Origin of the sequence: Rickettsiella endosymbiont of Litargus connexus, from assembly GCF_964277335.1 — a bacterium.
Taxonomy (GTDB): Bacteria; Pseudomonadota; Gammaproteobacteria; order Diplorickettsiales; family Diplorickettsiaceae; genus Aquirickettsiella; species Aquirickettsiella isopodorum.
Map to the genome: position 1 here is coordinate 1,226,471 of NZ_OZ195516.1, position 22,232 is coordinate 1,248,702.

The window sequence follows — 22,232 nt, forward strand, 5'->3', positions numbered from 1 at the left end:
TGGAGCCGTATATCTACTTGATACTGGGATATATATGTCTAAAAAATCAATCTATAGCGTTTCGGAACTTAATCAAATGGTTCAAGATCTATTGGAAGATGCATTTTTACCTATTTGGGTAGAAGGTGAAATTTCTAATTTCGCAAGCCCTAGTTCAGGGCATTGGTATTTTTCTTTAAAAGATGAAAAGGCGCAAGTACGCTGTGCGCTCTTCAATGGGCGGCAGCGTTATAAAGACAATCAACCCCAAAATGGTATGCAAATTTTAGCTAGCGCCAAAATTTCCTTATATCCTGCACGGGGAGAGTTTCAATTAATCATTGATCAATTTGAACCCGCGGGTGAAGGTGCATTACGAAAAGCATTTGAACAATTAAAAACTCAACTTGCAGCGGAAGGTTTATTTGAACCACACCATAAAAAACTTTTACCTAAATTTCCTGGTACGATAGGCGTGATAAGTTCAGAAACAGGCGCTGCGCTGCGAGATATCTGTATTGTTCTTAAGGAACGTTTTCCTACGATTAACATCATAATATATCCCTCTTTAGTTCAAGGAAAAAATGCCTCTGCGCAAATTGTTCAGCAGATAAAAACTGCGAATCAACGTAAAGAATGTGACGTTTTAATTTTGGCGCGAGGAGGAGGATCACTGGAGGATCTATGGCCTTTTAACGAAGAAAACGTCGCTAGAGCAATTTTTAAAAGTGAATTACCCCTTATTAGTGCTATTGGGCATGAAACAGATTTTACTATTGCTGATTTTGTTGCTGACAAACGTGCAGCCACTCCCACTATGGCAGCACAATTAGCCAGCCCCGATGGTAATGAATACCAGCAACAGCTAGATAAAACCTATCACCATCTGATTAAAACTATCTTATATTTATTAAAAAGCTATCAGCAAAATCTAAAAAATCTAGCTAAGCGTTTACGTCATCCACAACAACGATTGCAAGATAGTTTTCAGAATTGTGATGAATTAACTCAGCGTCTAAATTTAAGTATAAAAAGACAATTACACTTCCACGAACAAAAACTTTCAGGTTTATCCCGCACACTTCACGCCATAAGTCCTTTAGCTAGCTTAGCACGCGGTTATGCAATTGTAAGGGATGCAACGAGCAAAAAAATTCTGCGTAATAGCAAGGAAGTAAAATCGGGTCAGGAAATTATTACCAAACTGGCTAAAGGTGAATTACTTTGTGAAGTCAAAGCAAAACTCTAATACTACTCTTCGCACTTGAATTTTTGGCTGTGAGTAAAAAAACATAGAAATTATTTTTCTTCTGGCATAGGCTCAGCATACCCACACTCCTTACGAGGACAAACTTTTTCAGTTCCTCGACGTTTGGTTGTTTTAATCGTCATCACTGGCCAAGCACAACGCGGGCAGGCTTGTTCGATAGGTTCATTCCACACTGCGTACGTGCAAGTAGGATACGTAGAACAAGAAAAGAAAATTTTACCATACCGCGATTTGCGCTTAAGAAATGTGCCTTTATGACATTCAGGACACTCTATTCCCGTATCAGCTGGTTTTTCTAAAGGCTCTATATGTTTGCATTTCGGATAGTTACTACAGCCTATAAACTTTCCATAACGACCCATTTTTATATGTAAAGCATGTCCGCAATCAGGGCATAAACGACCTTGTACAACTTCAGGTTCACTTGCCGTAGTGACCTCTCCTTCCATATTTCGCGTGTAATCACACTCTGGATATCCTGAACAACCAATAAATCTACCGCGCTTACCTAAGCGTATCGATAAAGTTTTACCACATTTAGGGCAAGTTTCATCCAAAGCTTCTTGAGTAACATCTTTTCGCTGTACCGTTTCCTCAGTAGTCTCAATCAATGTTTTAAACGGTACCCAAAAATCTTGCAACAAAGGAATCCATTCTTTCTCTCCTCTAGAAATTTGATCCAGCTCATCCTCTAATCGCGCTGTAAATGCATAATCCACATATTGCATAAAATAACGCGTAAGAAATTTATTCACTATCCTACCGACATCCGTCGGTTTAAATCTTTTTTGATCAAGCGTGACATACTCTCTTTGCTGCAAGGTTGAAATAATAGGCACGTAGGTGGAAGGCCGGCCAATATCTCGCTCTTCTAAAGCCTTGACCAAACTTGCTTCACTGTAACGCGGTGGCGGTTCAGTAAAATGTTGATCGGCACTAATGTTGATAAGATTAACTTGATCGCCTACTTTTAGGGGTGGTAACATACTTTCTTCTTCAGCTTTCGATCTATCATCCGATGCTTTAGGTTTACTATCATCATAACTTTCTAAATAAACCGCCATAAAACCTGCATGCACAATAGTCGATCCGTTAGCTCGAAAACAATGATCCTTCGCTGCTTTAGCACTTAAATCAACTGCCACCGTATCAATAGTGGCATGCATCATCTGTGATGCTACTGCACGCTTCCAAACAAGCTCATATAATTTAAACTGTTCAGCCGTTAAATGTTTTTTAAGTTGTTCGGGTGAAAATTCTACATGTGTCGGCCGAATGGCTTCATGCGCTTCTTGTGCATTACGGCTTTTAGTTCGAAAATGCCGGGGATTTTCGGGTAAATCCTTCTCGCCATAACGTTGCATAATAAGTTCACGAATCGATACGATAGCCTCATTGGATAAATGGACAGAATCCGTTCGCATATACGTAATCAATCCCACTAAACCTTCACCGACATCAATTCCTTCGTAAAGTTGCTGTGCGAGACGCATCGTTCGCTGAGCAGTAAATCCTAATTTACGTCCGGCTTCTTGTTGCAAAGTCGACGTCGTAAAAGGAGCTGCCGGATTGCGTTTACGTTGTTTTTTCTCAACATGGGTAACCTGTAAATAACCCTGTGCCAATTGTTGCAAATTTTCTTTGATTGCAGTGGCTTGCTCTTCGTTATTAATACTAAATTGATTCAATTTTTCTTGCTGATACTGAATTAAACGCGCCGCAAAAGGTTTTTCATCGAATTTATTATTTGCCGTAATTGTCCAATATTCTTGAGATTGAAATGCTTCGATTTCTTCTTCACGCTCAACGATTAATCGTAAAGCGGGACTTTGCACACGTCCTGCCGACAAACCGCGACGAACTTTTTTCCATAATAAAGGGGATAGTGTAAAACCCACTAAATAATCCAATGCTCGGCGTGCTTGTTGTGCGTTCACCAAATCCATAGCAATGTGACGTGGATTTGCCACAGCGGTATTAATCGCCGACTTGGTAATTTCATGAAAGACTACACGATAAGTCGGCTTATTTTTTAGCAGTTTTTTTTGCTTTAGAATTTCGTAAATATGCCAAGCAATGGCTTCTCCTTCACGATCCGGATCGGTCGCAAGATATAACGCATCGGCATTCTTAAAAGCCTTAATGATCATATCCATATGTTTGGCATTCTTTTCAATCAGAGCATATTGCATAGCAAAACTTTGCTCTGGATTCACAGCGCCCTCTTTAGGTATCAGATCGCGAACATGGCCATAGGAAGCCAAAACTTCAAAGTCTTTACCTAAATATTTCTTGATTGTTTTAGCCTTAGCTGGCGATTCTACAATCAATAGATTTTTTGCCATTTTATTTCCTCACGTAGCCCCCAGGAACCACGTCAATATACCCTTGTAGTTGCAGTGTTGATAAACGAACAAGCAATTTATCGATAGTTAAGCCCGTTCTCGTTATCAAAATATCGATACTTGTCGTTTCAAATTCAAGGCACTCTACAAGCTTTATATCCTGCGAATCAAGTCCAGATAAATCCTTTTTTTCGAGAATAGGTTTGATTTGCGGGATCTCATGATTGAAAACCAAGCCTAGATCAGTCTTCGGATTAGAATCAAGAATCGCTTTATCCTTCTTTTTTGCTATAAAATCTTCTGCTTTAGAGGGCTTAGTCAATATTCCTTCATTAGTCCGACGATTCGTCTGTTCAGGTAGAAATGAGAACTCTTGTATAATATCCATACCGCTCTCAACCAGTGTAGCCCCTTCTTTTAATAAGGCATGACAGCCTTGACTTAAGGGATTGCGAATAGAACCTGGAACAGCAAACACCTCTCGACCTTGCTCCAATGCGTAGCGTGCAGTAATTAATGACCCGCTCCGTAACGTTGCTTCTACCACGATAACACCTAGGCTCATGCCACTAATGATCCTATTTCGCCTAGGAAAATATTCTGCCTTAGGCGATGCGTATGGAAAAAATTCAGAAATCAACGTTCCTCCTTTTTCCACTATATTCATCGCTAAAGCTTTATGACAAACCGGGTAAATACATTCATGCCCACTCCCTAATACAGCCATTGTTATTCCTTTGCTTAACGCGCCTTGATGTGCTGCACCATCAATACCTCTTGCCAAACCACTGATAATAACAAATCCTTGGTCAGTTAGTTCGTTAGCCAGCTGATAGGCAATCTCTAAACCTGTGTGTGTGGGGTTACGTGCACCAACTATGGCCAAAGTTTGCTGCTGAAAAAGAGACAGCTCTCCCATTATAAATAAAACCAACGGTGGAGAAGAAATTTCACGCAATAATACTGGATAATGTAAATCACCCCAATGCAAAATATGCTGTTGAGGGTTTTCTACCCAACGTAAGCTAAATTCTACACTTTTCCAATCTGGTTTTTGTAAGTTACTAGCAAGTATTGGACTGACACCTGCATGAAGCAATTCCTCGTACGAAGCTAACAAAATTTGTTTGGGGTTATCAAACTTTTTTAAGAGCATCGAAACTGTGCTTAAACCACAGCGCGGAACAGTATAAAGCGCTAACCAATATCCTATTTCATTCAATGTCAAATCCATGAGCCTGCACTTTAATTTGTCAATCTACAAATTAAAGTGTCTCATTTTAGCGCAAGCATTTTCAAGAGGCATTTTTCTGAAAAAATTAATTAGTTGTTGCTAACACGGAACTCACAGATTGAAAATTTCGATTTATTTTTTAAAAAATAATCACTAAAATTAGCGTTTATAACGATCCATACTCGCCTTAACTTCAATCCTTGCTTGCTCAGGCCCTACCCAACCGGTCACTTTGACCCATTTTCCAGGTTCCAGATCTTTATAATGCTCAAAGAAATGTTGGATACTCTGTGTAAGTTGTTCCGGTAAATCTTGCCAAGTTTTTATTTGGTGATACAACGAAGATAATTTATCGATAGGCACAGCTAAAATTTTAGCATCGATACCTGATTCATCTTCCATTTTTAACAGGCCAATCGGTCGACAACAAATCACACAACCAATTAACAAGGGGAAAGGCGCTACTACTAATACATCAACGGGATCACCATCTTCTGATAAAGTAGAAGGAACATAACCGTAATTGCAAGGATAGTACATGGCTGTCCCTAAAAAACGATCCACACGTAGCGCACCTGTTTCTTTATCAACCTCATATTTAATCGGATCACTATGGCTAGGGATTTCTATCACTACATTGATTTCATCAGGGACTTTTTTACCTGGACCTAATTTTACAAGCGCATTCATAATTTTATATTTCCTAAAACTTTACTTTTAAAGCATAATATATTTATAGTAATTGGTTTTTGGTCAGTGTCGCAAAGAGGAAGATCAGCAACAACACAGACAAAAATTCAAGTGCGAAGCGTATAATAAACAAACTATTCGACTTAGGCTAGTCCAGTTATTAAGGCTTATTATGGATTGTATTTTCTGCAAAATCATTAAAAAAGAACTTCCTGCTGATATCGTTTATCAAGACGAAACTATCATTGCCTTTAATGATAGGCATCCATGTGCTCCTATTCATCAATTAATTGTACCCAAAAAGCATATCGCAACGCTTAATGATCTGACAGAGGATTATACACTGCTGGCAGGAAATATGCTGCAAGTCGCACGTCATTTAGCTAAAAAAGCTCAGATTACGCAATCTGGATATCGCGCTGTTTTTAATTGTAATAAGGATGGAGGGCAAGAGGTTTTTCATTTACATTTACACCTGCTAGGGGGTCGCGTGTTACTTTGGCCTCCTGGCTAATAAAAAACTAACCTCGATTAAATTAATATAAGCATAGCTTGTCTATTTTTACTCTAATCAATAGAACAATCTGGTATTTTTTGGCTGAAATCCCTTGCCAAGCGAAGGTAAGCCTATGTATATTTCTTGTTAAGAGAATAATTTATTACGTTGATTAGGGCCTCATCATGGATTTAGTAACACTTGTTTTAGCTTGCAGTCTGTATGCTGACAACTCTATTCCCTATGCCATGATACAAACCGGAACCCAAAATAATCCTCTCGTTGTTACTGTTGAAGGCCATACTAAGACTTTCAAAACGATACCTGCCGCCGTCCAATATACGCGTAAGCAAAGCGCCTTAGGGAAAAACTTGGAAATTGGCTTGATGCAAATTTCCAGTCGATGGCTGCCAGGAATCGGTGCTCATACCTCCGATTTATTTAGACCTTGTAAAAATCTGGTTATTGCCACACAAATTTTAGAAAAATTGCGCTTACAATGCCAATCTATTGCGGCTAATAATCCAAACACGGATATTCAATCCTGTGTACTTTCATTATATAAAAACAAAAATCGTCAAAATGGATTACCTTATGCTCATCAGGTCATCCAATATGCAAAAATACATCCTTTTAATGAACTTGCTGAAAAAGCACGTGACCCAGGAATGTTAGCTGCAACAGAAAAGCCGCCTATACCCTCTAAACAAACTCTAACAGAAAATAATCATTCTGAAGATTATCCATCTTAGCATTACGTTATAAAACTTATGCCAAATCCTACCGTTGATTTTTATTTATTAAGTACGCTCTCTCAAGAAGATCTACATCGTTTTACCTGCCGGTTAATTGATAAAGCCTATCTTCTGCAAAAAAAAATTTTTATACAGGTAAGCTCGCATGAGGAAGGACAGCGCATAGATGAATTGCTATGGACCTTTCGAGATATTAGTTTCATTCCTCATAATTATTTAGGCGTTAATTCAGTCATTGATCCACTGCTATCTGTTAATATTGCTATTAACAAACCCAGCGCCCTAGGTGCTGAGATTTTATTAAACCTCAGCGATAAAGTTCCAACTTATTTTCCAGAATTCTCACGTATTATTGAAGTGGTATCCGCAGAGAAAGAAAATAAAAATCAATCGCGTCAGAAATATAAATTTTATAAAGCCCAGAACTGTCTGTTAACCACGCACAATATAAGCATATCATGATAAATAAAAATTATGACTCTAAAAAGATAGAAGCTCATTGGCGAAAACAATGGGAAATGAATTCCTATTTCCAACCTAGTGGTCAAGGTAAACCCTATTGCATCGTACTTCCACCACCGAATGTCACAGGAAGCCTGCATATGGGCCATGGTTTTCAAGTCACTCTGATGGATGCTTTAATTCGATATCAACGCATGTGTGGAAAAAACGTTTTATGGCAAGGCGGCACTGATCATGCAGGCATAGCCACGCAAATGGTAGTAGAACGTCAATTGTTAGCTCAAGGAAAATCTCGACATGACATGGGACGCGAAATATTTGTAGACGCCATATGGGAATGGAAAAAGAAATCCGGCGGCATGATAACAGAACAATTACGTTATATGGGGGCCTCCATAGACTGGACTCGAGAGCGATTTACACGCGATACTGATTTCTCAGCAGCAGTAGAAAAAGTATTTATTGACTTATATGCGAAAAATTTAATTTATCGCGGTAAACGTTTGGTTAATTGGGACCCAGAGCTTTTAACTGCAGTTTCCGATCTAGAAGTTATCAATCAAGAAGAACCAGGCTACTTATGGACTATTCGCTATCCATTACTTAATAGCGATGATTTTTTACTAGTTGCTACGACCCGACCCGAAACTTTATTTGGTGATGTCGCTGTAGCGGTACATCCTGATGATCCACGCTATCAATCCTATATTGGGAAACAGATAAAACTTCCATTAACTGAACGGGTTATTCCAGTAATTGCCGACATATCCGTAGAACCCACATTTGGGAGTGGTTGTGTAAAAATCACTCCCGCACATGATTTTAATGACTATGCAACCGCACAAAGACATCATTTAACTAATATTAATATTTTTACGCCTAATGCCCATCTTAATGAACAGGCTCCAGAAAACTTTCGTGGTTTAGAACGCTTTGCTGCAAGAAAAAAAATCATCCAAGATTTAGAACAACTAGAATTATTAGAAAAAACAGAGACTTATCCGGTAAAAACTCCGCGTGGGGATCGCTCAGGAGCTGTGATAGAACCTTATCTTACCGATCAATGGTTTATGTCGATGCAACCCTTAGCAAAACCCGCACTCTTAGCTATTAATCAAGGAAAGCTTGATTTTATTCCGGAAACCTGGCGCAAGGTTTGTTTACAATGGCTAGAGAATATTGAAGATTGGTGCATTAGCCGTCAGCTTTGGTGGGGACATCGAATTCCTGCCTGGTATGATGAACAAGGCCAATTTTATGTGGGTAAAAATGAAAAAAGCATTCGCGAGCAATATTCCCTCGATCCTAAAGTGACACTTAAACAAGATGAAGATGTACTAGATACTTGGTTTTCATCCGCACTCTGGCCTTTTGTCACGTTAGGTTGGCCACAATCGACTAAAGAATTAAAAATTTTTTATCCAACTAATGTCTTAGTCACCGGATTTGACATTATCTTTTTTTGGGTAGCGCGCATGGTAATGCTGGGACTGCATTTTACAGGTAAGGTTCCCTTTAAAGAAGTGTATGTAACTGGCTTGATACGTGATCATGAAGGTCAAAAAATGTCGAAATCAAAAGGCAATGTCTTAGATCCTCTCGATGTAATATTAGGCATTAACCTAGATGACTTAGTGGCAAAACGTACTCAAGGTTTACTGCGGGCACAAATGGCCCAAAAAATTGAACATGCTACTCGACAACAATTTCCACAAGGTATTCCTGCATTAGGGACCGATGCTTTACGATTCACTTATTGTGCCTTAGCTTCACCAACCCGTGACATACGTTTTGATTTAAATCGAACCGAAGGTTATCGAAATTTTTGTAACAAACTTTGGAATGCATCGCGCTTTGTTTTAATGCATAACACAAAACAAAAAAGGTTAAATTCTTTAGAAAATTTAACACTACCTATTAACCGTGCTTTTTATTCATTATTGCAAAACACCATTGCTAATATGCATAAGCATTTTCAAGATTATCGATTTGATTTGATGGCGCAAACCATTTATGAGTTTATTTGGAATGAGTATTGTGATTGGTATGTTGAACTCGCTAAGCCTATTTTAACCAACACAAGCTCCCCTGCATCCCAAGAAACCTTGAGCTGTTTAATTTTCGTATTAGAAATTTGTTTACGTTTGCTACATCCTATAATGCCCTTTATTACCGAAGAAATTTGGCAAACCATCGCACCTTTGGCCGGAAAAACAGGGCGTAGTTTGATGATACAAACCTACCCTCAATTTGATAAAACTAAAAAAAATGATCATGCAGAACAAGACTTAACTTGGCTAAAAACTATTGTGCATACGATCCGTACTCTGCGCAGTGAAATGAATATAGCTCCAGGTAAAAAAATTCCCTTACTACTTTATAAAGGAAATAAAATAGATCGTGAAAATAGTCACATTTTTCTAAATGATATTATGAATCTAGCTAAAATAAATGAAATAAATTGGATAGTTGAAAAAGAAAAAAATACGACTCATGCCATGGGCGTAGTAGGCAACTTAGAACTACTTATCCCTATGCAAGGATTAATCAATACCGAAGCTGAAATACAACGCTTGAAAAAAGAAATTCTAAAAATAGAGAAGGAAATTGAACGCGCTGAGTCCAAACTGGCTAATACCGCTTTTGTGAAAAAAGCACCGTCAGAAATTATTGCTCAAGAACGTCAACGTTTAGCTGATTTTACTGCGACTCATACTAAATTACAAAACCAATTAAATTCATTTTCCAGAAATTGACGCTATTCGATGAGCTAAAAACTACCCCCTAGTTAAATAAACGATCTTGGGAATTACTATCTTCACAAAGAAGCTAAAACGACATCTAATATTTTTGGCATATTACGAACTCATAGTTTATCTAGATTTTTAAGATCGAAATTGTCTTTAATTAGTCGTGAGAGGTTAGGCTTAATGATTAAAATTTTACTACTAGCCATTTTTTCTAGCAACACGTAACATTACCATAATAGGAATTTAATCCTGCAATTATGCGCCAAATTATTTTAGATACTGAAACTACTGGCAGAGCGGTTAATGATGGACATCGTATCATCGAAATAGGCTGCTTGGAATTGATCGATCGTCGTCTCACGAAACGACACTTCCATTGTTTCCTTAATCCAGGTCGCGATAGTGAACCCGGGGCATTCGCTGTTCATGGTTTGAGCACTGAATTTCTTATGGATAAACCTGTATTTAAAACTATTGCGGATGAATTGTTAGGATTTATTAAGGATTCACAACTCATTATCCACAATGCTCCCTTTGACCTAAGCTTTTTGGATAATGAATTTAACTTAACTAAAAAAAAGTATAAAAAAATTACTGACTATTGCCAAGTTTTAGATACACTTCCATTAGCACGTCAATTACATCCTGGACAACGTAATAGCTTAGATGCTCTGTGTAAACGTTATGATATTGATAATTCGAAGCGAGATAAGCATGGTGCATTATTGGATGCTGAATTGTTAGCTCGAGTTTATCTCGCTATGACGGGAGGTCAAACTCATTTGTTTAGTGATGAAAAAACCTCAGCAGATAGTCAAACTATCCTACATAAAAAAATAATAGGCAAGGTAACATTGCCCATCATTTACGCCAGTAGTGACGAGTTATTAGCACATGAGCATCGTTTAACTCGCATTAGTACACTGTCCGGCCAGTGTAAATGGCCAAATAAAAATAGGGAAACGAATTAAATGCGTATCAAGTTTCTACATAAATTTATTCAACTAGAAGCATCCGGCGGTATTGCTTTAGGAATTGCCACCCTACTCGCTCTCATTCTCGCTAATTCTAGCTGGCAAACTTATTACCAAACTTTCTTAAATTTCAATGTAAATGTAGGGCCTAGTATCCATTTTTCTTTTTTACATTTTATTAATGACGGTTTGATGACTATTTTCTTTTTCTTAGTCAGTCTAGAAATTAAACGCGAATTAGTTCAAGGGGAGCTTAACACACTCACTAAAGCCTTATTACCCGCCTTAGCGGCAATAGGAGGAATGTTAGTTCCCGCTCTATGTTATTTAGTTATCAATCATGGATATCCACAACTTATATCGGGCTGGGCAATCCCTATGGCAACAGATATTGCCTTTTCCTTAGGTGTGTTATCACTGCTTGGCAAACAGATTCCAGTTGCTTTAAAAATTTTCTTAATGGCATTAGCTATCATTGATGATCTAGGTGCAATTATCGTTATTGCGACTTTTTATACGCAACAAATAGGCTGGCTTTATTTATTTTTAGCGCTACTGACTTTCCTAGGCTTAATTTTATTAAACTATTATAAAATTCAACGATTTCTTCCTTATTGCTTATTAGGTATAAGCTTATGGTTACTCATACTCAACTCAGGTATCCATGCCACTATAGCGGGCGTATTATTTGGCTTCACAATTCCATTAAACAGTGACAATAAAAATTTTAATTCTTTGCTACATCATTTAATCCATCAATTACATCCATGGATTGCTTACGGAATTTTACCGCTTTTTGCTTTTGCCAATGCCGGCCTATCGTTTTCGAATATACACTTAGCAACTTTTCTCCACCCACTACCCTTAGGGATTATTGTCGGATTATTCTTTGGGAAACAAGTAGGTATTTTTGGTGCAAGTTGGTTAGCAGTAAAAACTAAGCTAGCAAAATTACCTTATAAAGTGAACTGGTGGCATATTTACGGAACCGCTTTAATTTGTGGAGTAGGTTTTACGATGAGTTTATTTATTGCCGGATTAGCTTTCAGAGAGAGTGAGTTAACCTCTTTAGTTCGGTTGGGTGTTTTTACTGGTTCAATTTTATCCGGTATTGCAGGTTATTGTATTTTATTATTATCTCGACAAAAGTCGATACCCGCTAAAATGAATATTATTAAGCATTAAATTTCTTAACTAGACCATCTTTGTTTTTACAAAAATGGTCTTTATTTTTATTGATGTGTTGGACTTGATGACATAGCTTCCTTGCTATGAAACTCATTAGCCGGATCTATATGCGGGATAGGAATTGCCGCTGTTGAGAATGTGCCTAATTTGGCCAAAAGCTGAGAGATATTTTGAGTATTTTTCTCTTCTAATCTATCAATTTTATCATGCACTACCATTGTGGCATCTTTTATTTCTTGGATTTTATGGTTAAACGTACTTACCATTTCCTGCTTCACATTGATATCAACTTCTTTTAATTGATCCAAAGTATTGTTAGCATAAGTTACATTTGCTTTAAGATGATTAATTTTTAAATTAAAAAATAATTCGGTAATCCCTACAATTGTAAAGCCAAGCAATAAAATTGGAAGTATCGGTAATACAACAGTAGAGGCTATAAAAAGTGGAACTAAAACAAAAACTGTGCTTAATAATGCGATAGCGGCTCCGAGAAATAAAAGAATATTTTTTACTTTATCTTTTTCTTTTTGATAATTTTTATCGTAAGCTTTTACTATATCATTTTCATTTTTTATAAGTTGGTTAATAATTCGATTTTGATCTTCCCCCAGCTCTATATCAGACCAATTTTCATCAATAATTAAATTTTGACTTCTCAAGTAAGCTTTGTTTACATCACAAAGTTCTTCATATAAGTGACGACTTAATACCTGCATAATAACCTCTATTGATTAGGGATAATTTTATATTTTTGCTAAAAGTAAAAATAGCTGAATATACTCCATTGCCTGAATTTATTTATTAAGTAAATAAAAGATTACATTTTTTATGAAAAAACATCCTCCTTGTCATAAATTTTCCCACAGATAATATTATATTAATCCGATTTTCAGATCAATTACTAGTTTATAAAATATTAAGAATATAAATAAAATTGAAAATTATTATTTATATTTTTACAAATTGAAAATTTAAGTTTAATATGAAAAAAATTTGTTTAGTGTAGTTAATTTATTCTTAACCTTCTAAATGGCTTTTAAATAATAAAAAAATATATGGAAAAAAATTCTCATACATCTAAAAAAAACTTTCAACATCCGAATCGGTTAGCTTACACAAGCTATATGAGACCTTTGCCAAAATATCCAACGGTTAATAACTTTGATAGATTAGTTTATGTCGCTACACTTTTTAAAGAAGATAAAACTTCAGCAACTAATTTTAATCATGGCACCACAAGCCCCTTTAAATCAGTACCTTCGTTAAAAAATAAAATTATATTATAGTTTCTAATAAAAAGCAGGGCTTAATTGGTGCACCGCATCAACAAATATTTTTACATTTTCTGGCGAAGTAAATTGTGAAATACCATGACCTAAATTAAAAACATGACCCGATCCTGAACCATAGGATTGAAGTATGCTCATCACTTCATTGCGGATATTTTCAGGATTAGCAAATAAAACTGCAGGATCCATATTCCCTTGTAAAGCAACTTTGTTGTTAAGTCTTTGTCGAGCCAAGCCTATATCGATCGTCCAGTCCAATCCTATCGCATCGCAACCAGATTTAGCTATTTTTTCTAACCACAAATTTCCACCTTTGGTAAATAATACAATAGGCACTTTTTCGCGTGTAGTCACTCTTTTCACATTAGTCACAATTTGTGACATATACTCTAATGAGAATTGTTGATAAGCCGCTGAAGTTAATAATCCGCCCCAAGTATCAAAAATCATAATGACTTGCGCTCCTGCTTCAATTTGCGCATTTAGATACAAGGTAGTTGCTTTAGTTAAGGTATTTAGCAATTGATGTAATGCCTTGGGTTCTTGATATAAGAGTGTTTTAATTTGTCTGAATTCTTTACTTCCCCCACCTTCCAGCATGTAGCAAGCAAGTGTCCAAGGACTTCCTGCAAATCCAATTAACGGGACCTTATCTTTTAATTCACTACGAGCAAGTGCAATAGCCTGCATTACATAATTTAAATCGGTACCCGGATCAGGGATTGGTAATGCCTTAATATCAGTTAAAGTTTTTAAAGGTTTATGAAACTTAGGACCTTCTCCTTCAATAAAATAAAGTCCCAAACCCATCGCATCCGGAATGGTCAAAATATCTGAAAAAATAATAGCTGCATCCAAATCAAATCGATGTAGCGGCTGTAACGTGACTTCACAAGCAAGCTCAGGCGTTTTACATAAAGTTAAAAAATTACCTGCCTTGCTACGAGCTGCACGATACTCGGGTAAATAACGGCCTGCCTGACGCATAATCCAAATGGGCGTGCGATCAACAGGTTGCTTTAAAAGAGCACGTATTAAACAATGTGGAGAATCTTTCATAAGTTTTATACTTTCTTTATTAAACTAATCAGCGTACGTAACTGAACTAATAACTGTTCGGCACTAAAAATAAATAAATCAATAGCAAATTGATCGGATTGATTTATTTCTAGCGATTTGAGTTGAAATTTTATTTCTTTTTTCCAATCCGAAAAAACTTCTATTATTTCAACTGCTTGTTCTTCATCCTTTTTTTTGAGAATATCAAGGCTCTTTTGAAACAAATCTTGTATTAATTGATAAATTTTTTGTACTTCAGCATGCTGATTAAAGATCAAAATATTTTGATCTGAGAAATTCATTAATGCATTCCTCATTAAAGTGATACAACGTAAATTTTCTCTCTCAGCATCTAAAATATTTTTAAAGGCTTGGCTTAAATTAGATCGACCAAATGATTCACTCATCACCTCTTGAAATAATTTTTTTTGAATGCCTATATTATTCAATATTTTATTCTCAAAAACTTCATAAGGTTTCTCACTTTTATCATCATAAGAGAGCGTAAATTCTTCTAATTGTTGAGCGAGATTTTTTTGATTCTGCAAGGTATCAATTAATATGTATCGTAATTTGGTACGAGAATGCAAAGGCCAAATAAAACGTGATACTAACAAAGCGATAACGATACCTAAATTGATCTCTAAAAAACGACTTACCACTGTATAAAAATTTGGATTTTGTGAAATAACGATAATAATTAATGTCACAGCTCCTAAAGGACCCGCTTCACTCCAAGTACTTGGACTATCCGCTATATAACTAAATACCGCTGTCGCGATACATAGAATTAATATAGTAAATACCACGTTTGGATAAACTAGCCAAAGCATCAAACTAGCGACACTAGCACCTATTACACTTCCTAGAAAACGCATATAGGATTTTTGTAAAATTGCCCCGACACGAGATTGCGCGCACATAACCACTAAAATAGTGATAACGACCCATCTTCCTTGAAGTGGAAGTTTAAATAAATAAGAAACCAATAAACCAAATAATAATGCGATAGCTGTTTTTAAACTATGGATAATTCGGTCACTATTTAATTTATGAAGCTGAAGTTGCCATTGAGTAAATTGCATAGTTAGCTCGTTAATAAAATGGATATACTCTTCGTACTTGAATTTTTGTCTACATTGCTACTCAACTCGCAGTCCTCAGGGTTATTGTATACAGCAAATATGGCGTCGAGGCACTTACCAAAAATCCCATTGCCGTGGGTAATAAACTGATAAGTAAGGTTTCAACCCTTAGTATTTTAAGAGCGTCGGAGTTAAAAATATCAAAAGCTCACTACGCCTGTTATTTAACCTAGTTAAACGAAATAAGCGCCCTATCATGGGTAAAGTACCTAAAAAAGGAACCCGTTGTTCTATTTTACTCTGAGAATACTCATAGATTCCACCTAATACAATCGTTTCACCATTTTTGACAATAACTTGTGTTTTAATTCCTCGTGCTTTTATTGTCGGAGCAGCAACCGTCATAATACTACTGGGTTGATCTTGACTGACTTTTAAGTCCAATATCATACACTCATCGGGCATAATTCTAGGCGTTACTTTCAAGGATAGTACGGCTTTTTTAAATATAACATTAGTCCCACCACTCGAGGCTTTTTCTTGATAAGGTATTTCAGCTCCCGCTTCTATAAAGGCGGTTTGCTGATCAGCAGTTATTAAATGCGGCGTAGAAATAACTTCAGCTGCTCCTTCACTTTCTAATGCAGCTAATTCGAGATCTAAGAAAGTATTTTGGCCTAAGTGCATTAAACGCAAGCCTAAGAATGCTGCACCATTAATAGAATGACTACCTGTGATAGGTAAATCCATAGTTAAGTATTGTAGTAAGCCATTATTATGACTGCTTACTTTACTTCTAAGCTGGGATTTTAAAAGTTTATTAACTGTATGCGTTTGTGTTGAACCAAACTGTGCTCCTAATTCTTTTTCTTTATTTTGGTCAATGCTTACAATTCGTGCTTCTATCAAAATTTGGCCGATAGGTTTATCTAACTCTTTAATAGATGCGACAATTTCCTTGAGTTGTTCAGCAGAATCTTTAATCCATAAGCTATTAGTCGGATTATCTATACTTACACTACCGTGCGTTGATAAAAGAGTATTGGTTTTATCTTTTAATAATTTACTAATATCGGATGCTTTTCTGTAATGAATTTGAACGATCTTAAAAAATACTGGGGATAAATCTTTTTTTTTCTTTTGTATGTCTGAATTAATTCTATCTTGTTTTAGTAATTGTTCAGACGTGGTAATAAACCAGCCATTAGCAATCGATCGCTTTGAAAGACCTTGTGTTTGCAAAATAGTATCTAATGCTTGATCCCAATTAATATGATGCAAATAAATACTAAATTTTCCTTTGATTTTATCGTCAATAACTAAATTCTTATTATGCAATTCAGACAAATACTGTAAAGCTGAACGAATTTTTATATTATGAAAAGTTAAAGAAATAGTATTATCTTCTTGTTTATTTGAAATATTTTCATTAGCAAATAATTTACAATTAAAAGCTAACATTAAAACATAGATTAATACTATCTTCTTACGCAGAATTTTTAGCATAGAGAAACTTTCTGTCGTCCATAATCAACTTTATTATTTTATTTAGACTATTATCTTGAATTAAAATTTCATGAGCGTAAGTTCCTATGACAATTCCTCGTTCCAAACCTAAATAATCACCTAACTTAAGCTTGCAAACTTGTTTATTTGGCAATACAACCAAACCCCACTTCCGATCTTTATCGGCCGCCAAAAAACCTAACATTTTTATTTTACTTAGAGAATATTTTGATAAGTTATTTTTTTCAGAGGTAAACTTAGCATCTGGTTTATTTATTTTTGATAATACTAAAATTAAATTTTTGCTATTTAAATAAGGCGCATAGATTTTAAATGAAAAAATAATCTCTTGTCTTTGATTTTTTTGTAGCACATTGAAAAATATCCACTTGAAATTTTCTATTATTATTAATTTTTTTAATCTGGATATTAGATATAGAAAATTAAAAATATTATTATTAACACTAAAAAAATGACTTTCTACTTTTAAATAATTTAAAAAATCTTTTTTATTTTTAATTGTTAAAATATGTATCTTATTAATTTTAAAAAATGGCGTCGCAAGTTTCCCATTTAGAACATTTAAAATAGTTTTATCTATAGAATCTTTGTAATATATATCGAATTGTTTTTTTATATTTTTAATTTTTTCTTGACAAATAGAATACTCTGAAGTTATTTCTAATTGATTATTTAATTCTTTTTCAGAAGCTTTAAAATTTAAATAGCTTTTTTGCTTTTTTTCAAGGCTTGGTCGTAAATAAAGAAAATATCCTAATATACAAATAAAAAAAATGGTCGTTATGATTACAATAGATTTGAAACGAATTGACCATAAATCAATTCTTTTTAAATTAGTTTTTGCCATTTTTTATATACATCATTTACCGTATTCTAAATCGATTATCCGAATCTTAATTTTTATCAAACATCATTTGAATCATAAAATCTAATTGCAAGTCCTGAGATTTATCAAGAATCAACCATCGCAATTCATGATCATATTTAAGTTTTAAAAATTTAACCAATGTTAAATATTCTTTTTTTGAACCCGCATGCATTACTAAATTCACATAAGGCGGATGAAATTCTATTAAACGAACAAAGATATCGGGAGATATTAAATATTTAAGATGTGTTATAAAATCTAAAATTTTTTTAACTTGCTGATGATTAGTCAGAACAACTTTTATAATTTTATTCAGCTCTTTTGACGCAATTTGAAGTTGTTTTATTTCTCTCGCTTTGGGTGATAGTGTTTTAATCTTTAATAAAACATCTTCATAGGCTAATTGATAGTGTTTCATCTGCTGAATAATCAGAATTTTTACGGTGAATAATAAGATAAGACATGAGCATGAAATCCCAAACCAGACAATAATAAATTGCCTTATTTTTAATTTATTTTCTTGTTCACGCCAAGGCAACAAATTGATTTGATTCATATATATTTTCCTTATCTTAAAGCTAAACCGTAACTTAAGAATAAATTTAAAAATTTCTGTTCTAAATTTATTCTATTTAATCTAGAACTATATTTAATTCGATTTTGATGTTTTAATATTTGAATCTTTAATTCTAAAAACCCATCTAATTTATTTAATAAGTAGCTTAATAAGGATATATTAGACCCAATAAGAAAAAGCTCTCTTAAACTGTGATAAGGATAAGCTAGAACATATCTTTTTATACAGCGCTTTATTTGCAATAAAGTAGACTCTTGCTCTAGAGCATTTAATAGATTTTCACTATAAACCGTTGTTTGAGAACTATTCAAAAATAACAAGGCTACCTGACTCGCCCCGATATCTATTAGGATAATATTTTCATTCATCTTATCAGGATAAAAAAAACAATAAGCTCTCTCTAAAGCAGATGAACTCACTTCTACAGCAATTGGAACTAAATTTGCTTCATGAATAATATCTAAACGAAAATCTAAATGCTCTTTACGACAAGCTACTATTAAAATTTTACATTTTTCATGACTTTCAAGTGATGGTTCAAAAATTTGATAATCAAAATAAAGTTTATATAACGGACAGGGAATGAATTGTTCCAACAATAACTCAATTGTTTCTTCAATAAACTGACAATCCGTACGATCGATCTGCACCCATTTACTGCATACGAGAATATCAGGAATATTGACTATACAATTTCTTATGTAGTCTCGTTCTAGCAATGTTCTCTTTAAGCTATTGGCAATTTGAGTGACGTCTTTAGTCTGAGGAGTTCCAATTGACTTAGAAATTGCTTGAATAGCATAGTGCTGAAGCTCCTGATCACAGCCTAAACTTACCCATTTAATCATGCTACTGCCTATATCCAAGCCTATAGTAGCATCAATGTCGTAAGTTTTTTTAAATCTATCCTTGAAAAAATACATACTTCTTATACTTTTTTATAGGTTATCAAAACTTATTGTTCTTTTTTATTATGCATCTAAATAATAAATTGTCAATTATTTAATACATAAATACAAGCTATTATTTTCAAAAATACAATGATATAAAATCCACGCTACTTTCTTTTAATCGAAATAAAGTGTACAAAGACCTTATTACTCACTATTTTTATTAAAACCCTTGTTTAAAGAGGGATGCCACATACGATATGATAAAGCCCATCTAATCAACTGCTTTCATTATGAAACGATCGAATCATTTTTTCCGTAATTTTTTTTTGATGCTATTAAGCCTTTTTATCACGCTGATGGTAGCGGGAAGTCTGCTTTATATTTATATTGACAAACAATTACCCGATGTTGAGGAATTAAAATCGGTACAACTTCCTATACCAATGCGAATTTACACCAGCGATAGACAACCTATCGCTGAATTTGGTGAACTCCATCGAAATCTGGTTAGATTGAATGAAGTCCCTAATCTAATGGTTAAAGCTTTTTTAGCAACTGAAGATCAACGTTTTTTAGAACATCATGGCGTTGATTTTTATGGTTTATTACGTGCCGCGAGTGAAGTATTACTCACAGGAAGCAAAGTACAAGGGGGAAGTACTATTACAATGCAAGTTGCACGTAATTTTTACTTATCTCGAGAAAAAACTTTTTTAAGAAAATTTACTGAAATTTTACTCTCGTTAAAAATCGAACGTGAATTTACTAAAGAACAAATTTTAGAACTTTACTTGAATAAGATTTTTCTTGGAAATCGTGCTTATGGTATCGCTGCTGCGGCACAAGTTTATTTTAATAAAACACTTAATCAACTCACATTACCAGAAATGGCAACCATTGCTGGTTTGCCAAAAGCCCCTTCTGCCATTAACCCAATAGTCAACCCAATTGCCGCAAAACAACGTCGCGATCATGTCTTATTGCGGATGTATGAGCTGGGTTATATCTCTAAAACGACGTATGAAGCAGCTATAGCAACACCTATGTTGACGCATGCACAAACTGATATAGGGGGAATGATTAAAGCACCTTATGTCGCTGAAATGGTACGTGACATGATGTACAAAAGTTTTGGCGAAGATATTTATGTAAAAGGTTATAATGTTTATACTACGATCAATTCGGCTCAACAAATTGCCGCTGATAAAGCATTACGGACTAGCTTATTAGCTTATGACAAACGGCATGAATATAGAAAACCAGAAAAAAATATCGCTCCATTAGATGCAAATAAAGTAACCCATACTTTAAATGCATTACATCGGGTTGCTTCTATCAACGGGTTACAAGCCGCTATTGTTATTTCTGTGACTGATCAAGCTATCACCGCTCTTTTAGTCAATAATCAAATGATTTTTATCCCTTGGCAAGGTGTCGCGTGGACGATGCCTCACCTTGACGTGACTAATTTAAATCCTCCTCCTGAGGTCTTGAAAAATAAAGTTCATGTCGGCGATGTTATACGTGTGCAATTAACTACCAATAATACCTGGGAATTATCACAAATTCCTAAAGTACAGGGGGCTTTAGTCGCATTAAACCCCCAGACAGGCGCAATTACTGCCTTAGTCGGTGGCTTTGATTATAATTTAAGTAAATTCAATCGCGTCGTTCAAGCAGAACGACAACCTGGATCAGGATTTAAACCTTTTATTTATGCCGCTGCTTTAGCTAAGGGCTATACTTTAGCCAATGTTTTTAATGATGCCCCGCTAGTATTTGATATACCTGGTCGCGATGAACCTTGGCGCCCACAAAATGACAATCATATTTTTAGTGGCCCGACGCGTTTACGCGTCGCTTTAGTTAAATCTATCAATCTTATATCGGTTCGGTTATTACAAGCTATCGATGTCCCCTACGCATTAACTTATGTAAAACGTTTTGGTTTTAATCCAAAAAAATTACCTCGTAATCTCTCCCTTGCTCTCGGAACCGGCGAAGTCACTCCTCTGGAATTAGCTCGAGCTTATGCTGTATTTGCCAATGGCGGCTTTCGGATAACACCTTATTTAATTGATCATATTACCGATGAACAAGGTCAAATCATTTATAAAGCAGAACCTAAAATAGCATGCGAAGCTTGTCTACGCGGAGAAATGGAGCCTCCATTAACCGATGAAAAAAATAGTCCTTATGCACCACAAGTCATTCCTGCTGATATCGCTTTTCTCATGACTTCTGCTTTAAAAGATGTCATACGGTATGGAACAGGTTCGCAAGCTAGAGTGTTGAATCGGAGTGATCTAGCTGGGAAAACGGGTACAACCAGTGATTATGTCGATACTTGGTTTACAGGATTTAACAGTAATTTAGTGGCAACCGTTTGGATAGGTTTCGACCAACCAAGTTCTGTTCAAGAATATGGCGCGAAAGCAGCTTTACCGATGTGGATTGATTTCATGCGCGTCGCATTAAAAGGCCAAGCTGAAAAAACCATGCCACAGCCAACTGATATTGTTATAGCAAGCATCGATCCCATTACCGGAAATCTATTACCTAACGGAACACCGGGCTCTATCTTAGAATATTTTCGTAAAGATAATTTAACAAGAATATCGACACAAGAAGAGTCGACTTCATTCAATGCGATTGATAACCCTGGTGAGATTCCTACCGATACGACTGAACCTCAAACGCAAACAGAATCTCCTATTGAAGAAAAACAGAATAATAATCCAAGCAATGAACCTGTTTTCTAAACGTAACTTACAACCTATTCTAGACT

The 22,232-nt window shown here is 35.3% G+C and carries 19 protein-coding genes; 9 read left to right on the plus strand and 10 right to left on the minus strand.

Annotated elements, in window-relative coordinates:
- The first annotated feature begins 34 nt into the window (after window positions 1-34).
- A complete protein-coding gene (gene xseA, locus ACICP9_RS05375) occupies window positions 35-1,228 on the plus strand; it encodes an exodeoxyribonuclease VII large subunit (RefSeq protein ID WP_395497369.1) in 1,194 nt (397 codons plus the stop codon).
- A gap of 50 nt (window positions 1,229-1,278) precedes the next feature.
- Here the strand turns inward: xseA and topA are convergent, their stop codons facing one another.
- The 3 genes from topA to ppa all read right to left on the minus strand — a co-directional run bounded on the left by topA (window position 1,279) and on the right by ppa (window position 5,518).
- Window positions 1,279-3,594, minus strand: a complete 2,316-nt coding sequence (gene topA / locus ACICP9_RS05380; RefSeq protein ID WP_395497371.1) for a type I DNA topoisomerase — start codon at window positions 3,592-3,594, stop codon at window positions 1,279-1,281.
- 1 nt (window position 3,595) lies between these two features.
- The gene (gene dprA, locus ACICP9_RS05385; RefSeq protein WP_395497373.1) at window positions 3,596-4,828 is read right to left on the minus strand and encodes a DNA-processing protein DprA; all 1,233 of its coding nucleotides are present in this window, start codon (window positions 4,826-4,828) and stop codon (window positions 3,596-3,598) included.
- Window positions 4,829-4,987: 159 nt separating this feature from the next.
- A complete protein-coding gene (gene ppa, locus ACICP9_RS05390) occupies window positions 4,988-5,518 on the minus strand; it encodes an inorganic diphosphatase (RefSeq protein ID WP_395497375.1) in 531 nt (176 codons plus the stop codon).
- A gap of 172 nt (window positions 5,519-5,690) precedes the next feature.
- Between ppa and ACICP9_RS05395 the strand changes: the two genes are divergently transcribed.
- The 6 genes from ACICP9_RS05395 (at window position 5,691) to nhaA (ending at window position 12,140) form a co-directional block, all read left to right on the plus strand.
- Window positions 5,691-6,032: a histidine triad nucleotide-binding protein gene (locus ACICP9_RS05395; RefSeq protein WP_395497377.1), complete on the plus strand. Its 342-nt coding sequence runs from the start codon at window positions 5,691-5,693 to the stop codon at window positions 6,030-6,032.
- 167 nt (window positions 6,033-6,199) lie between these two features.
- The gene (locus tag ACICP9_RS05400; protein ID WP_395497379.1) at window positions 6,200-6,766 is read left to right on the plus strand and encodes a transglycosylase SLT domain-containing protein; all 567 of its coding nucleotides are present in this window, start codon (window positions 6,200-6,202) and stop codon (window positions 6,764-6,766) included.
- A gap of 18 nt (window positions 6,767-6,784) precedes the next feature.
- A complete protein-coding gene (locus ACICP9_RS05405) occupies window positions 6,785-7,231 on the plus strand; it encodes a DNA polymerase III subunit chi (RefSeq protein WP_395497381.1) in 447 nt (148 codons plus the stop codon).
- On the plus strand, window positions 7,231-9,987 hold the full coding sequence (locus tag ACICP9_RS05410) for a valine--tRNA ligase (RefSeq protein WP_395498938.1): 2,757 nt from the start codon (window positions 7,231-7,233) through the stop codon (window positions 9,985-9,987). Before ACICP9_RS05405 ends, ACICP9_RS05410 begins: the two co-directional genes overlap by 1 nt.
- Before the next feature lie 251 nt (window positions 9,988-10,238).
- Entirely contained in the window at window positions 10,239-10,952 is a 714-nt protein-coding gene (gene dnaQ / locus ACICP9_RS05415; RefSeq protein ID WP_395497383.1) for a DNA polymerase III subunit epsilon, read from the plus strand.
- A complete protein-coding gene (gene nhaA, locus ACICP9_RS05420) occupies window positions 10,953-12,140 on the plus strand; it encodes a Na+/H+ antiporter NhaA (protein WP_395497385.1) in 1,188 nt (395 codons plus the stop codon).
- A gap of 47 nt (window positions 12,141-12,187) precedes the next feature.
- Here the strand turns inward: nhaA and ACICP9_RS05425 are convergent, their stop codons facing one another.
- On the minus strand, window positions 12,188-12,862 hold the full coding sequence (locus tag ACICP9_RS05425; RefSeq protein ID WP_395497387.1) for a hypothetical protein: 675 nt from the start codon (window positions 12,860-12,862) through the stop codon (window positions 12,188-12,190).
- Window positions 12,863-13,201: 339 nt separating this feature from the next.
- Between ACICP9_RS05425 and ACICP9_RS05430 the strand changes: the two genes are divergently transcribed.
- Window positions 13,202-13,432 (plus strand): hypothetical protein, encoded by a 231-nt coding sequence (locus ACICP9_RS05430; RefSeq protein WP_395497388.1) that lies wholly within the window; start codon window positions 13,202-13,204, stop codon window positions 13,430-13,432.
- A 3-nt stretch (window positions 13,433-13,435) separates the two neighbouring features.
- On the opposite strand, the gene hemE is transcribed toward ACICP9_RS05430, so the two are convergent.
- The 6 genes from hemE to pilM form a co-directional block, all read right to left on the minus strand.
- Window positions 13,436-14,494: a uroporphyrinogen decarboxylase gene (gene hemE / locus ACICP9_RS05435; RefSeq protein ID WP_395497390.1), complete on the minus strand. Its 1,059-nt coding sequence runs from the start codon at window positions 14,492-14,494 to the stop codon at window positions 13,436-13,438.
- Between the two features lie 5 nt (window positions 14,495-14,499).
- Window positions 14,500-15,579 carry an FUSC family protein gene (locus ACICP9_RS05440; protein ID WP_395497392.1) on the minus strand — a complete coding sequence of 360 codons (1,080 nt, stop codon included), beginning with the start codon at window positions 15,577-15,579 and terminating at the stop codon, window positions 14,500-14,502.
- Window positions 15,580-15,747: 168 nt separating this feature from the next.
- The gene (locus ACICP9_RS05445) at window positions 15,748-17,085 is read right to left on the minus strand and encodes a type IV pilus secretin PilQ (protein ID WP_395497394.1); all 1,338 of its coding nucleotides are present in this window, start codon (window positions 17,083-17,085) and stop codon (window positions 15,748-15,750) included.
- Window positions 17,066-17,953 (minus strand): pilus assembly protein PilP, encoded by an 888-nt coding sequence (locus tag ACICP9_RS05450; RefSeq protein ID WP_395497396.1) that lies wholly within the window; start codon window positions 17,951-17,953, stop codon window positions 17,066-17,068. Before ACICP9_RS05450 ends, ACICP9_RS05445 begins: the two co-directional genes overlap by 20 nt.
- A gap of 46 nt (window positions 17,954-17,999) precedes the next feature.
- A complete protein-coding gene (locus tag ACICP9_RS05455; protein WP_395497398.1) occupies window positions 18,000-18,530 on the minus strand; it encodes a PilN domain-containing protein in 531 nt (176 codons plus the stop codon).
- An 11-nt stretch (window positions 18,531-18,541) separates the two neighbouring features.
- Entirely contained in the window at window positions 18,542-19,474 is a 933-nt protein-coding gene (pilM, locus tag ACICP9_RS05460) for a type IV pilus biogenesis protein PilM (RefSeq protein WP_395497400.1), read from the minus strand.
- A 260-nt stretch (window positions 19,475-19,734) separates the two neighbouring features.
- On the opposite strand from pilM, the gene ACICP9_RS05465 reads away from it, so the two are divergent.
- On the plus strand, window positions 19,735-22,206 hold the full coding sequence (locus ACICP9_RS05465; protein WP_395497402.1) for a penicillin-binding protein 1A: 2,472 nt from the start codon (window positions 19,735-19,737) through the stop codon (window positions 22,204-22,206).
- The last annotated feature ends 26 nt before the right edge of the window (window positions 22,207-22,232 follow it).